We start from the raw sequence: 12768 nt of genomic DNA, 5'->3' as shown, positions 1-12768 counted from the left end.
AGCATGAGGAGGTTTTGATGCTCATTCGTCGTACCAGCCTGGCCGTTCTTGCTGCGGCCGGCCTTGCCATGGCCAGCGTCCCCGCCTCGGCCCAGCAACAGCAGCGCTTCATCACCATCGGTTCGGGCGGCGAGACGGGCATCTATTATGCCGTCGCCACCAATATCTGCCGTCTGGTCAACAGCGGCACCCAGGAACACGGCCTGCGCTGCAATGCCCCGGCCGGCGGCGGCTCGGTCGCCAACCTGACCCGCATCGCCGGCGGCGAGATCGAACTGGGCGTGGCCCAGTCCGACGTGCATTACAACGCCCTGGAAGGCCTCGAGCAGTTCCAGCAGGCCGGCCCGAACGAAAAGCTGCGCTCGGTCTTCTCGCTGCACCCGGAATCTTTCACCGTGGTCGCCCGTCGTGACGCCAATGCCCGCACCTTCGACGAACTGCGCGGCAAGCGCGTCAATATCGGCAATCCGGGCTCGGGCCAGCGCGCCACCATCGAAGCCGTGATGGCCGCCAAGAACTGGACCGTCCGCGACTTCTCGCTGGCTTCGGAACTGGAAGCCCGCGAACAGGCCCAGGCCCTGTGCGACAACAAGGTCGACGCCATGGTCTACGTCGTCGGCCATCCCAACGGCTCGATCCAGGAAGCCACCACCTCCTGTGATTCGGTGCTGGTCAGCGTCGACGGCCCGGATATCGAGCAGTTGGTGAACCAGTATCCCTACTACGCCACCGCCACCATCCCGGGTGAAATGTATCGCGGCAACGCCGAGCCGACCCCGACCTTCGGCGTGCGCGCGACCTTCGTGACCTCTGCCGACGTGCCGGAAGACGTGATCTACAACATCACCAAGGCCGTCTTCGACAACCTGGACCGCTTCAAGCGCCAGCATCCGGCCTTTGCCGTGCTGGAAACCGAGGAAATGCTGACGGCCGGTCTGTCGGCTCCGCTGCATGACGGTGCCGTTCGCTACTTCCGTGAACGCGGCTGGATGGAGTAATAACCGCAATGGGGGCGGCCGCTCGCGCGCGGCCGCCCTTTTTCTTTCGGATGATCAAGACCATCTGACGAGCAGCCGAAGGGGCGGATAGGGGGAACAGCATGACGCCATCACCGACGAAAGACACTCAGCCGAACACTCCGCAGGACGGACCGAGCGCCGCCGATTTACAGGATCTTGTCGCTTCCGCCGACACAGGCGCCCGTTCACCCTTGGGATTGCCCGGCAAGGTGCTGTTCGCCGTGGCGCTGGCCTGGTCGCTGTTCCAGCTCTGGTTCGCTTCGCCTTTGCCGTTCATGCTTGGTTTCGGCGTGCTGAACGACACTGAAGCCCGCGCGGTTCATCTCGCCTTCGGCATCTTCCTGGCCTTTACCGCCTATCCGGCCCTGCGCTCCTCGCCGCGCCGCCGCGTGCCGATCACGGACTGGATCCTGGCGCTGGTGGCTGCGTTCTGCGCCGCCTATCTCTTCCTATTCTATAGCGAGCTGGCCATGCGCCCGGCGCGCCCGACCACCATGGACATCGTGGTGGGCTGCGTCGGCGTGGTGCTGCTGCTGGAAGCCACCCGGCGCACCCTCGGCCCGCCGCTGATGATCATCGCCATCCTGGCCCTGATCTATGTCTTCGTCGGCCCCTACATGCCTGACGTGGTCAGCCATCGCGGCGCCTCTCTGGCCCTGGCCGCCAACCATTTCTGGACCACCACGCTGGGCGTCTTCGGCATCGCCCTCGGTGTTTCGACCAGTTTCGTCTTCCTCTTCGTGCTGTTCGGCTCGATGCTCGACAAGGCCGGGGCGGGCAACTACTTCATCAAGGTCGCCTTCTCGCTGCTCGGCCATCTGCGCGGCGGCCCGGCCAAGGCGGCGGTCGTCTCCTCCGCCCTGACCGGCGTGATCTCGGGGTCGTCCATCGCCAATGTGGTGACCACCGGCACCTTCACCATTCCGCTGATGAAGCGCGTGGGCTATCCGGCCGAGAAGGCCGGCGCGGTCGAGGTGTCGTCCTCGGTCAACGGCCAGATCATGCCCCCGGTGATGGGGGCCGCGGCATTCCTGATGATCGAATATGTGGGCATTCCCTATTCGCAGGTGGTCAAGCACGCCTTCCTGCCGGCGCTGATCTCCTATATCGGCCTGCTCTACATCGTTCATCTCGAGGCGCTGAAGGCCGACATGAAGGCCCTGCCCAAGCCGGGCGTGCAGCGCAGCCTGCCCTATGCCTTGATCCGGACCGGGCTGATCCTGTGCAGCATCCTGATCCTGGCGGGCGCGGTCTATTGGGTCATCACCGGCATCCAGGCGATCGCCGGCGGCGCGGCCAATTGGCTGATCGGCCTGCTGATCGGCGTCACCTATCTGCTGCTGCTGCGTCACTCGGCCAAATATCCCGAGCTGGAGGCCGACGATCCCAACGCCCCGGTGGTCAAGCTGCCCGAAGCCTGGCCGACCATCCAGGTGGGGCTGCATTTCCTGCTGCCGGTGGTGGTTCTGGTCTGGGCGCTGCTGGTCGAACAGCTTTCGCCCGGCCTCTCGGCCTTCTGGGCCAGCCTGTTCATGATCTTCATCCTGGTCACCCAGCGTCCGCTGAAGGCGTTCTTCCGCCGTTCGGGCGACCTGGGGGCGGCTGCCCGCCAGGGCTTCAATGAACTGCTCGACGGCCTGACGACCGGTGCCCGCAACATGATCGGCATCGCCATCGCCACCGCCACGGCGGGCATCATCGTCGGCATGGTCACCCTGACCGGCCTGGGCGCGGTGATGGCCGATGTGGTCGAGGCGGTGTCGGGCGGCAACCTGATCCTGGTGCTGCTGCTGACGGCCCTGATCAGCCTGATCCTGGGCATGGGCCTGCCGACCACGGCCAATTACATCGTCGTTGCGACGCTGATGGCGCCGGTGATCGTCGAGCTGTCCGTCCAGTCCGGCGTCATCGTGCCGCTGATCGCCGCCCATCTCTTCGTCTTCTATTTCGGCATCATGGCCGACGTGACGCCGCCGGTGGGGCTGGCTTCCTTCGCGGCGGCGGCGGTGTCGCGCGCCGATCCCATCCGCACCGGCCTCGTCGCCTTCTTCTACAGCCTGCGGACGGCGGTGCTGCCCTTCCTGTTCATCTTCAACACCGACCTGTTGCTGATCGACGTGACGCTGTGGCACGGCACCCTGATCTTCTTTACCTCGACGGTGGCGATGCTGACTTTCGCGGCGGCCACGCAAGGATACTTCTTCGTCCGCTCGCGCCTGTGGGAATCGGCGGTGCTGCTGCTGGTGACCCTGATGCTGCTGCGCCCCGACGCCTTCATGAACCAGATCTTCCCGCCGCTGGAGCAGTACGACGCCAGCGAGATCGAGGAAGTGCTGCCCGAACTGGAGCAGGGAACGGAATTGCGGATGCGCATCCTCGGCCAGAGCGCCACCGGTGCACCGCGTGAATTCACCACCCTGTTCACCGTCGGCGCGCCCGGTACCGCCGAGGAGCGGCTGGATCAGCTCGGCCTCATGCTCTACCACGAGGGTGACCGGATCCTGATCGACTCCGTCGGTTTCGGCAGCCCGGCGCAATCGGCGGGCCTGGAATTCGACGACGAAATCCTGTTCATGGAAGTCCGCGCCGACGTCCCGCCGAAGGAATTGCTGTTCATTCCGGCCTTCCTGCTGCTGGGCTTCATCATTCTGCTGCAGCGCGTGCGCCTGCGGCGGCAGCAGGCGGTTCCGGCAAAGGCATAATCCTTATGCAGGCTGCGGATCGCTCCGCAGCCTGCCAGTGACGACGACCCTGCCAAAGACGACAAGGAGGCAGCGATGTACAAGGACATCCTCGTTACCGTCGATCTGGGCGATGAAAGCTCCTGGCGGCGTGCGCTGCCCACGGCGGTGGAATATGCCAAGGCTTTTGAGTCCCGCCTGCATGTGATGACCGTGCTGCCCGATTTCGGCATGAGCATCGTCGGGCAGTTCTTCCCCCGCGACCATGAGGACAAGATGGTCAAGGGCGTGACGGAGGCGCTGCATGCCTTCGTCAAGCAGCATGTGCCCGAAGGCATCCCGGTCCAGCACATCATCAGCCAGGGGACCGTCTATGAGGCCATCCTGGATATGGCCGAGCGTATCAAGGCCGACCTGATCATCATGGCCGCCCATCGCCCGGAACTGCGCGACTACCTGCTCGGCCCCAATGCCGCGCGCGTGGTGCGCCATGCCCATTGCTCGGTGCTCGTGGTGCGCGAATAGGCCTGTTTCCGCCGCGCCCCCTTCCGAACCACGAGATTTCGTAGGGGGTGACGGGAATATCGAGAAGGATGCTTGTCCCCGGCCGGGGGCATTCGTAGATATCCGTTAGAGCGCTTGTCAGGCCTGCGGAGAGGGAAACTCCGCTTTTGGATGGCCTCGGAAGAGCCGCGCGGCGCATCGGCCGGTCCGGTGCGCGCGTGGCGGCTTCCACCCGGCCCGGGAAGAGGGCCGGACGCGGTTTGCCGCTTCGCGCTCCGGCGCCCGGGTTCCAGGAAACGTCAGGAAGGCTTTTTGCGTCACGAGGATGTTTGCCGGAAAGGCTGCATCGGACGCATACGGACAGGGCAGAGCCATAGCCACCCCGTCGAACACAACCGGACGGACGTGCTATCGCGTATGCTCGCGCTATCCTTTTATGGCTCGGCTCTATCCTTGATTGCGGTAGCGCCTCCTTCCTCCCCCGCTCTGGCGGAGGTCGAAGAGGGGAAACCAGCGAGGTATGACGAAGGTTATAGGCTACCCCATATGAGGGTTTGTCAGGAGCGGGACTCTGGATTACACCAAAAAGGGGTGCCAACCGTTTAAAATAGGGATTGGGGTCATGGGCTTTATCGAAGACGAATTGCAGAAGACGCAATCACAGGACCAGGCCGGACTTCTCTCCGATGGCAAGTGGACGCCCCGCACGCGCCTGCTGTTCGCGATCGGTGCCGCGACCGGCGCCTGGGCGCTGGTGGTCCTGCTGGCGGTCTATGTGAGCAACCTGTTCTAGAAAAGCGACAGAAGGCCGTGGGGAGAAGGTCTCCTGTCGCCATTCCTTCGGGTCGAACCGCACCCGTCTCGCCATTTCATCACGCCGCCCAGTCCAGTCCTTTTGGCGCCGTCTCCTGACGGGCCTCAGCGCATATGTTCCACATCCACGTCGGTATGGCGGCGCCCGTAAAAGTCGGACCAGGAGGCGCCCCAGGGCGGAATGCCGTTCTGATGGCGCTGGTAACGGGGCATCTGCTTGAACAGTTCGGCATTATGCTGCGCGATCTGACCGCAGCTCTGGACCATGGCCTGCATGCAGGAAAGCCAGCCCTGGGCCAGCGTCATCTGCCATGCCAGCATGAACATGTACGGATTGTTCATCTTGCTTCCTCCTTCCTGTCGTTGCGCCCTGCATCCACCGTTGCAGGAAGTGCGCAGCGGCCTGGCAAGGCGGCGTCCGGCTTTCAGGTCTTTATCGGCTGACCGGAAATGGAACGCAAGAAACCGTTCAGCGTAGCCAATTCGTCAAAGGCATGATCCAACAGCGAAACCCCCAGATGGTCTTCGACTTCCATGATGAAGTGCAGAAGGTCCACGGAATCCAGGTCCAACTGCTCGCGCAGGGGACGGTCGGGGTCGAGCCGTTCCGGATCGCATTCGGGAGCGACGGCGCATAGGGCCTCGGTGATGGTCCTCATCATGGCGGCGGTCAGACCCCGGTTCCGCGGATGTCGGAATCCATGCCGGAGAGGTCGCCCGTGGGAAGGCCCAGTTCCCGGGCCTTCAGCACGCGCCGCATGATCTTGCCGCTGCGCGTCTTGGGCAATTCGTCGATGAAGACGAGTTCCTTGGGGGCGAGGGCCGAGCCCAGGCGCAGGCGGGCGAAGGCGATGAGCTCGCGCCGCAAGGCTTCCCCGGCCGCGAAGCCGTGGCTGAGCGAGACATAGGCCTTGACCCGTTCATGGGCCACGGGGTCCGGCTTGCCGATCACCCCGGCCTCGGCCACGGCGGGATGGTCCATCAGCGCGCTTTCCACCTCGAACGGCCCGATCAGGTGACCCGAGGCCTTGATCACGTCGTCGGCACGCCCGAGGAACCAGAAATAGCCGTCGGCATCGCGCTTGGCCAAGTCGCCGGTCAGATACCAGCCGTCGATGAAGCATTCCTCGTAGCGGGTATGGGCGCCGATATAATCGCTGAACATGCTCGGCCAGCCGGCCTTTAAGGCGATTTCGCCCGGGATGCCGGCATCCTCGATGAAGCGCAGCCCTCCCTCGGGGCGGCGCTCGACCAGGGCGACCTCGAAGCCGGGGACGGGGCGGCCCATGCTGCCCGGCTTGATGGTGGTGACGGCGAAATTGGCCAGGGCGATGCAGCCGGTCTCGGTCTGCCACCAGGTGTCGTGGAAGGGCAGGCCCAGGGCGTCCCGCGCCCAGATCACCGCCTCGGGGTTCAGCGGCTCACCGACGCTGAAGGCCAGACGCAAGGAGAGCGGGCGATAGGTGCGGGGCAGGGCGGCGCCGAAGCGCATCAGCATCCGCACCGCCGTCGGCGTGGTGTACCAGACGGTCACCTTCTCGTTGCGCAGCACGCCATACCAGGCGCCAGGATCGAACTCGCCTTCGTAAAGGATGCCCGTCGCCCCGGCCAGCAGCGGCGCCAGAAGCTTGTAGATGCTGCCGGTGACCCAGCCGGTATCGGCCGTGCACCAGAAGATGTCGCCCGGACGCAGGTCCAGGACCATGCGGGCGGTGGCATGGATGCCTGCGGCGCTGCGCTGCGGGTGCAGGGCGCCCTTGGGCTCGCCGGTGGTGCCGCTGGTGAAATGCAGCATGGCCGGATCGTCGGGCGACGTGGCCTCGACCGTACCGTCCTCGGGCGAGGCGGCATTCAGGGTCGCCTGGAAGTCCAGGCAGCCCTGGGGCGGCTGGCCGCTGCCGCCGATCAGCAGCACATGGTCCAGCTCCGTCAGGTCCTCGCGCAGGTCGGCGATCTTGCGCAGATACAGCGCTTCGGTGGTGACCAGCAGGCGGGCGCGGCCCAAGATCAGGCGGGCGCGCACGGGTTCGGGACCGAAGGCGGCGAAAAGCGGGCAGAAGACGCAGCCGGCCTTGATCGTGCCCAGCGCGGCGATGGGGAGCTCGGCCAGGTTGTTCAGCATCACCGCCACCGTGTCGCCGCGCTTCAGGCCCAGATGGCGCAAGGCGGCGGCGAAGCGGTCGGTCTGCTCCTTCAATTGGGCGTAGGTGAGCTCGCGCCGCGAGTCCTGGTTGCGGCTGATCCAGCGCATGGCCACGGTCTCGCCCCGGCCCTCGGCGACATGGCGGTCCACGGCCTCCACGGCCAGATTGAGACCGCCCCCCGGAAGTTTCGACAGCCGGTCGATCTCCGTCTGCCAGTCGAAGGCCGCGCGGGCGGCCTCCCAATCCGTCAGATAGGGCGGAACGGCGAAATCGCCGCTCTTCTCGATGATCGGCCAGTCCATTCTTCCTCCGGATGCCGGTTCCCCGCCGGCAGTTGATTTTTTGCTATTCTTCATTCTACGCCCCGCTTCTTTGCCTGCAAAGCATTTGACGGGCTGAGGCTTTTACCCTTTTTCGCCTTTTTCGAGAGAGTGGCGATCCAGATGCCGATGAAGATCAGGCCCAATCCGGCACCGTGATACCAGCCGAAAGTCTCGCCCAGCAGCAGGACCGCCAGGACGGCGGTGAAGACCGGCAGAAGATAGATATATTGTCCGGCCACATTGGCGCCCAGGGCGCCGACCCCCCTGTTCCAGAAATAATAGGCCAGCAGGGACGGGAAGACCGCCACATAGGCGATGATCCCAAGATTGCTCAAATTGGTCTCGAACCGCGCCCCCGAGGACAGTTCCCAGAGATAGAAAGGCAGCAGGACCAGCAGGCCGGTGGCGATCTGAAGGGTCAGCAGCGCCATCGGGTCGAGCCCGGTCGGCTTGCGCTTCAGGGCCACCGAATAGATCGCCCAGGCGGCTGCGGCCAGCAGCATCACCAGATCCCCCTGGCGCAGCTCCAGCGCCATCAGCACCGACCACTGCCCTTGCGTGATGACCAGCACCACGCCGGACAGCGAAAGCAGGACGCCGCCCCATTGCCGCAGGCTCAGCGCCTCGCCCAGCCACAGCCAGGACAAGGCGACGATCAGCACCGGCATGGCGGAATTCACCAGCATGGCGTTGATGGCGGTGGTGCTGTGCAGGGCGATGTAGAGGAAGGTGTTGTAGGCGCCGACGCTGGTGGCGCCGAACAGCAGCAGGGTCAGCCAGTGACGCCGCACCGCCTCGCGCTGGGCCAGTACGCGCGGCAGGCCTATCGGCGCGACGATCAGCAGGGCCAGCATCCAGCGCCAGAAGGACAGGGCCAGGGGCGGGATCGCGTCCGCCGCGATGCGCCCGAGGATGGTGTTGCCCGCCCAGAGCAGCGGCGGCACCAGCAGCAACAGGTAAGGCGAAGCCAGCAGCTGGCGAAGGGGCGGAGCGTTCGTCATCGGCAGCAGGGTAGGACCACAGACTGTTCCAGGGGCGGATAGCCTACCCGAAGGAACTGGAATGTCAAAAGGAGCGGCTGCATGACAGCCTTGCCCTGCGGCAAGCCGCCTCCCTTGGCGCGCAAGACGTGACCGCGCCGACGGGCTGGGCTAAGCTCTGGCGCTTGATGAACCCACACCCGAGGCAGAGGCTGATGTTTCAATTGGACGAGCGCCTTGCGGCCGACACCGTCGAGGTGGCGCGCTGGCATCTGTGCCGTATCCTGCTCATGAACGAGAGCACCTATCCCTGGCTGATCCTGGTGCCCCAGCGCGAGGGCGTCACGGAAATCCATCACCTCGACGTGAGCGACCAGGGGCAGCTGATGGCGGAGATTGCCCGCGCCTCGAAGGTGATCGAGGCCGTTTCCCAGCCCGACAAGGTCAACGTGGCCGCCCTGGGCAATGTGGTGCCGCAATTGCACGTCCATGTGGTGGGCCGTTTCCGCAGCGATCCGGCCTGGCCGGGTGCCGTCTGGGGGCGCAGCGACCGTAAGCCCTATGAGCCCGAGGCCATGGAGGCGATGGTCAACAGGCTGCAATACGCCATCTTCAATCCTCTCGGCGAATAAGGACGGCCAACGACCATGCTGGTCAACGACGCCCATCTGCTGCCCGATCTGAACGGCGTGCTGGTCTGGCCCAAGGAAAGGCTGATCGCACTGGCCGATCTGCATCTGGACAAGCCCGCCCTGGTCAGCGGCCGGACGGCCCGGGCGCGTCAGGCGGAGGCGCCTTTCGACATCCGCTATACGCTGGACCGGCTGGCCGGAGTCCTGCGCCTGTTCCGTCCGCGCAGCGTCGTCTGCCTGGATGACAGCCTGTTCGGGCCGCAGGGCCAGACCCTGGAGGCGAAGGAGGCGCGCGACCTGTCCAAGCTGGTCGGCGCCCAGCGCTGGATCTGGGTGACGGGGCGGGCGGATGCCGTTCCTCCGCCTTGCGGCGGCGAGGCGGTCGAGGAATTGCCGCTCGGATCCCTGGTCTTCCGCCGCAAGCCCAAGCCCGATGCCGCGCCCGGCGAGGTCTCGGCCTTCCTACATCCCAAGGCCAGCACGAATCTGGCTGGGCAGGTGCTGACCCGGCCCTGCTTCGTCACCGATGGTGCACGTTTGATCCTGCCCGCTTTCGGCGCCTATGGCGGCGGGGTGAACGTGCTCGATCCCAGCTTCAAGCCGTTGTTCCGCCGGAGCTTCCACGTCTTCATGCTGGGCGACAGCAAGATCCGTGCCCTGCCGCGCGCACGACTGGAGGCGGAGCGTCCGTAGCCGATTGAACGGCCGCGCCGCCCACCCCAAATGGAAGGGTAATCCCATCCTCTAGTCGTATTGCGAGACTCATGACGTCCGGGCCCAATCTCGTCGTCTTTCGTCGTGACCTACGCGTGTCGGATAATGCGGCGTTGCATGCCGCCGTGGCCGAGGAGGGGCCGGTCCTGCCGGTCTATGTGCTGGACGACCGGCCCGAACGTCCCTGGCGTCCGGGCCGTGCCAGCCGCTGGTGGCTGCATCACAGCCTGGACGCCCTGTCCGACAGCCTGAAAGAGCGGGGAGCATCCTTGCTGCTGCGCCATGGCCCTTGGGCCGAGACGGTGGCGGATTTGGCTATCGAGACGGGGGCGAAGGCGGTGCTGTGGTCCCGCCTTTACGAACCGGCCACCGAGGCCGAGGATGCGGAACTGACGGGGCGGTTGCAGGCGGCGGGCATCCGGGCGCGACGTTTCTCCGGCTATCTGCTGCACGAGCCCGAAACTGTCCGCACGCGCTCCGGTACCTATTTCCAGGTCTTCACCCCCTTCTGGCGGGCGGCGAACGAGGCATTGCACCTCACCCGGCCGTTGCCCGCGCCGGAGCGGATCCAAGCTCTTGCGGCGGCGCCCCCAGGATTGGCCCTGGAGGATCTGCGCCTGCATCCCGGCCGCTCCGACTGGTCGGACGGACTGGCCGAGTCATGGCAGCCCGGCGAGGCGGCGGCCCAGGAGCAGTTGCAGGATTTCCTGGCCGATGGCGTGGACCGCTATCACGTCACCCGCGACCGTCCGGAATTGCCCGGGACGTCACGGCTTTCGCCCTATCTGCATTTCGGGGAAATCTCGCCCCGCCAGATCTGGCATGCGGTGCGCGGGCGGCGGCAGTCGGGGGCGGGCCCGGAGGCCTTTCTGCGCGAGCTCGGCTGGCGGGAGTTCAGCCATCATCTGCTGATGGCGTTCCCCGATCTGCCCGACCGTCCCTTGCGGCGGGAATTCGCCGCCTTTCCCTGGGCCGAGGACGAAGAGGCCTATCGCGCCTGGACCGGTGGGCGGACCGGCTTCCCCATCGTCGATGCGGGGATGCGCCAGCTGCGGCAGACCGGCTGGATGCATAACCGGGTGCGCATGATCGTCGCCTCCTTCCTGGTCAAGGACCTGCTGTTGCCCTGGTCCAAGGGCGAGGCATGGTTCTGGGACAGTCTGGTCGATGCCGACCTCGCCAACAATGCGGCAAGCTGGCAATGGGTGGCCGGCTGCGGCGCCGATGCCGCGCCTTATTTCCGCGTCTTCAATCCCGTGTTGCAGGGCGAGAAATTCGATCCCCGCGGACGCTATGTGCGGCAATGGCTGCCGGAACTGGCGAAGCTGCCCGATCTGCACATCCATCGCCCCTGGAACGCACCGTCGATGATCCTGGCCGAGGCCGGCGTGGCGCTGGGCAGGACCTATCCCCGGCCCATCGTGGATCATGGCGCGGCGCGGCGGCGTGCCCTCAACGCTTATGAGGAGATCCGTTCGCGCGGGGCGGCATGAGGCTCGGACGGTAAGGGAATTCCCGGCCGATGGAGAGCTGCCGGTCCCTTCCGGTCCATCCCGTCCCAGGCCGCGCTAGCGCGGATGTTCCCTCATGAATTCTTCGAGGGCCTGGCGGTAGCGTTCGGCGCAAACGATGTCCCCATGCGCGCAAAGGATGGCGATCTCATCGGCGATGATGCTTTCGACGATGACCTCGCCATTGGGCTTGGCGAGCATGGTTTCAGCCCATTCGACCGCCACCATGTCGGGGATGTGTTCGTGATCGGCGATGGCATGCAGCTGTTCGGGGGTAAGGCCGCAATAGCCGATGCAATCCTGGAGCGTCAGCATGACATCCTCCCTCGGTATCGCAAAAGCAGCCGGGGTCTCGTGCCGTAGCGTAGGGGGCCTCGGCTCGCGTCACTCCGGGAATTACCGGAGGATACAGTTTATTAGTACCATAAATTCTGAGGTTTTTCCATTGCTCGGAAGGGCGGGAAGCACTCTCATGGGGCCTGTTTCCCGCACGCTTCCTTGCGTCTTCTCCTCCTGGCTCAATGCGACAGCAGAACCGGAATGGTGGCGTTGTGCAACACGTGGCGGGTCACGCCGCCCAGGATCAGCTGGCGCAGGCGGGAATGGGTATAGGCCCCCATCACCAGCAGGTCGGCATCCATCGCCTTGGCTTCGGCCAGCAGGGTGGCGCCGGTGCTGCTTTCCCGTGCGGTAAAGGCATGGGCCTTGGCCTGCAGGCCGTGCCACGCCAGGTAGCGGGCCATTTCACCCGGTCCCTGGGTTTCCTCTCCGGCGTCGCTGCGCTCGGACAGGATGACGATCTCGTCGGCGCGGTGCAGGAAAGGAAGGGCGAAATGGACGGAGCGGCTGGCTTCGACGCTGCCGTTCCAGGCGATGGCGATGCGCCGGCCGATCCCGTTGCCCAGTTCCGGCGGGGTCAGCAGCAGCGGACGGCCGCTTTCCATCAGCGCGGCGTTGATCGTCAGCAGCGAGGGCAGGTCGCGGTCGGGCAAGGCGCGGGCCATGACCAGCAGGTCGCAGAGGCGGCCGCGCCGGGCGACCAGATCCTCTTCGCGGCCCGTCTCCTCGCTCCATGCCACCGACAGATGGTCGGGGGCAGGGGGCGTCTCGGCCAGCGGCACGCCCAGGCTTTCACGCAGATGCTCGAACATCTTCCGGGTGCGGGCGGCGCGTTCGGCGGCCTGGCGCTCGGCCATGTCCATCATCTCGTCGACCATGGCCCCCGACATGCCCTCGCCAACCAGCGGAATGGCATTGGCCGGGTCGTTGCGCACATGCAGGGCGGTGACGTGGGATGCGAAGTCGCGTCCTACTGTGAAGGCTGCCGTCAGCGGCGTTTCACCGGTCTCGGCATCGCTGAGCGGGACCAGGATCTTCTTGAAACCTGACATGGCCTTCCTCCTTCGAATGGATTCGGTTCTTGAAGTATGCGCCCCTTCGGGGCGGA

At 65.5% G+C, this 12768-nt stretch carries 13 protein-coding genes; 7 read left to right on the top strand and 6 right to left on the bottom strand.

Translation table 11 applies throughout. The features are described from left to right. Positions 1-17: 17 nt before the first annotated feature. The 4 genes from EPD66_RS05125 (at position 18) to EPD66_RS23985 (ending at position 4997) form a co-directional block, all read left to right on the top strand. A complete protein-coding gene (locus EPD66_RS05125; protein WP_142847414.1) occupies positions 18-998 on the top strand; it encodes a TAXI family TRAP transporter solute-binding subunit in 981 nt (326 codons plus the stop codon). Positions 999-1099: 101 nt separating this feature from the next. Further along, a complete protein-coding gene (locus tag EPD66_RS05120; RefSeq protein WP_142847413.1) occupies positions 1100-3721 on the top strand; it encodes a TRAP transporter permease in 2622 nt (873 codons plus the stop codon). A gap of 75 nt (positions 3722-3796) precedes the next feature. Beyond that, positions 3797-4225, top strand: coding sequence for a universal stress protein (locus EPD66_RS05115; RefSeq protein WP_142847412.1), 429 nt, complete (start codon positions 3797-3799; stop codon positions 4223-4225). A 601-nt stretch (positions 4226-4826) separates the two neighbouring features. After that, positions 4827-4997, top strand: coding sequence for a hypothetical protein (locus tag EPD66_RS23985; RefSeq protein WP_185961262.1), 171 nt, complete (start codon positions 4827-4829; stop codon positions 4995-4997). A 125-nt stretch (positions 4998-5122) separates the two neighbouring features. Here EPD66_RS23985 and EPD66_RS05110 read toward each other — a convergent pair whose 3' ends face one another. From EPD66_RS05110 to EPD66_RS05095, 4 genes are all read right to left on the bottom strand, one after another. Continuing rightward, the gene (locus EPD66_RS05110; protein ID WP_142847411.1) at positions 5123-5359 is read right to left on the bottom strand and encodes a hypothetical protein; all 237 of its coding nucleotides are present in this window, start codon (positions 5357-5359) and stop codon (positions 5123-5125) included. Positions 5360-5442: 83 nt separating this feature from the next. Continuing rightward, positions 5443-5679: an acyl carrier protein gene (locus EPD66_RS05105; protein ID WP_142847410.1), complete on the bottom strand. Its 237-nt coding sequence runs from the start codon at positions 5677-5679 to the stop codon at positions 5443-5445. A gap of 8 nt (positions 5680-5687) precedes the next feature. Beyond that, entirely contained in the window at positions 5688-7463 is a 1776-nt protein-coding gene (acsA, locus tag EPD66_RS05100) for an acetate--CoA ligase (RefSeq protein WP_142847409.1), read from the bottom strand. A gap of 50 nt (positions 7464-7513) precedes the next feature. Beyond that, on the bottom strand, positions 7514-8485 hold the full coding sequence (locus tag EPD66_RS05095) for a DMT family transporter (RefSeq protein WP_142847408.1): 972 nt from the start codon (positions 8483-8485) through the stop codon (positions 7514-7516). 194 nt (positions 8486-8679) lie between these two features. On the opposite strand from EPD66_RS05095, the gene EPD66_RS05090 reads away from it, so the two are divergent. The 3 genes from EPD66_RS05090 (at position 8680) to EPD66_RS05080 (ending at position 11303) form a co-directional block, all read left to right on the top strand. Beyond that, positions 8680-9096, top strand: coding sequence for an HIT domain-containing protein (locus tag EPD66_RS05090; protein ID WP_142847407.1), 417 nt, complete (start codon positions 8680-8682; stop codon positions 9094-9096). A 15-nt stretch (positions 9097-9111) separates the two neighbouring features. Beyond that, complete coding sequence (locus EPD66_RS05085) at positions 9112-9789, top strand: phosphoesterase (RefSeq protein WP_142847406.1); 678 nt, start codon at positions 9112-9114, stop codon at positions 9787-9789. A 71-nt stretch (positions 9790-9860) separates the two neighbouring features. Further along, on the top strand, positions 9861-11303 hold the full coding sequence (locus EPD66_RS05080) for a deoxyribodipyrimidine photo-lyase (RefSeq protein ID WP_142847405.1): 1443 nt from the start codon (positions 9861-9863) through the stop codon (positions 11301-11303). Positions 11304-11378: 75 nt separating this feature from the next. On the opposite strand, the gene EPD66_RS05075 is transcribed toward EPD66_RS05080, so the two are convergent. Then, positions 11379-11636: a hypothetical protein gene (locus EPD66_RS05075; protein WP_142847404.1), complete on the bottom strand. Its 258-nt coding sequence runs from the start codon at positions 11634-11636 to the stop codon at positions 11379-11381. A gap of 203 nt (positions 11637-11839) precedes the next feature. Further along, on the bottom strand, positions 11840-12712 hold the full coding sequence (locus EPD66_RS05070; protein WP_142847403.1) for a universal stress protein: 873 nt from the start codon (positions 12710-12712) through the stop codon (positions 11840-11842). Between the last annotated feature and the right edge of the window lie 56 nt (positions 12713-12768).

It is taken from the genome of Telmatospirillum sp. J64-1 (genome assembly GCF_006980715.1).
GTDB classification, from domain to species: domain Bacteria; phylum Pseudomonadota; class Alphaproteobacteria; order Rhodospirillales; family Magnetospirillaceae; genus Oleiliquidispirillum; species Oleiliquidispirillum nitrogeniifigens.
This window is presented reverse-complemented; position numbering and strand designations above follow the sequence as displayed.

Excerpts from the sequence above, each read along its gene's own strand:
- EPD66_RS05125 (WP_142847414.1), top strand. The coding sequence starts at position 18 with ATGCTCATTCGTCGTACCAGCCTGGCCGTTCTTGCTGCGGCCGGCCTT.
- EPD66_RS05120 (WP_142847413.1), top strand. The coding sequence starts at position 1,100 with ATGACGCCATCACCGACGAAAGACACTCAGCCGAACACTCCGCAGGAC.
- EPD66_RS05115 (WP_142847412.1), top strand. The coding sequence starts at position 3,797 with ATGTACAAGGACATCCTCGTTACCGTCGATCTGGGCGATGAAAGCTCC.
- EPD66_RS23985 (WP_185961262.1), top strand. The coding sequence starts at position 4,827 with ATGGGCTTTATCGAAGACGAATTGCAGAAGACGCAATCACAGGACCAG.
- EPD66_RS05110 (WP_142847411.1), bottom strand. The coding sequence starts at position 5,359 with ATGAACAATCCGTACATGTTCATGCTGGCATGGCAGATGACGCTGGCC.
- EPD66_RS05105 (WP_142847410.1), bottom strand. The coding sequence starts at position 5,679 with ATGATGAGGACCATCACCGAGGCCCTATGCGCCGTCGCTCCCGAATGC.
- acsA (WP_142847409.1), bottom strand. The coding sequence starts at position 7,463 with ATGGACTGGCCGATCATCGAGAAGAGCGGCGATTTCGCCGTTCCGCCC.
- EPD66_RS05095 (WP_142847408.1), bottom strand. The coding sequence starts at position 8,485 with ATGACGAACGCTCCGCCCCTTCGCCAGCTGCTGGCTTCGCCTTACCTG.
- EPD66_RS05090 (WP_142847407.1), top strand. The coding sequence starts at position 8,680 with ATGTTTCAATTGGACGAGCGCCTTGCGGCCGACACCGTCGAGGTGGCG.
- EPD66_RS05085 (WP_142847406.1), top strand. The coding sequence starts at position 9,112 with ATGCTGGTCAACGACGCCCATCTGCTGCCCGATCTGAACGGCGTGCTG.
- EPD66_RS05080 (WP_142847405.1), top strand. The coding sequence starts at position 9,861 with ATGACGTCCGGGCCCAATCTCGTCGTCTTTCGTCGTGACCTACGCGTG.
- EPD66_RS05075 (WP_142847404.1), bottom strand. The coding sequence starts at position 11,636 with ATGCTGACGCTCCAGGATTGCATCGGCTATTGCGGCCTTACCCCCGAA.
- EPD66_RS05070 (WP_142847403.1), bottom strand. The coding sequence starts at position 12,712 with ATGTCAGGTTTCAAGAAGATCCTGGTCCCGCTCAGCGATGCCGAGACC.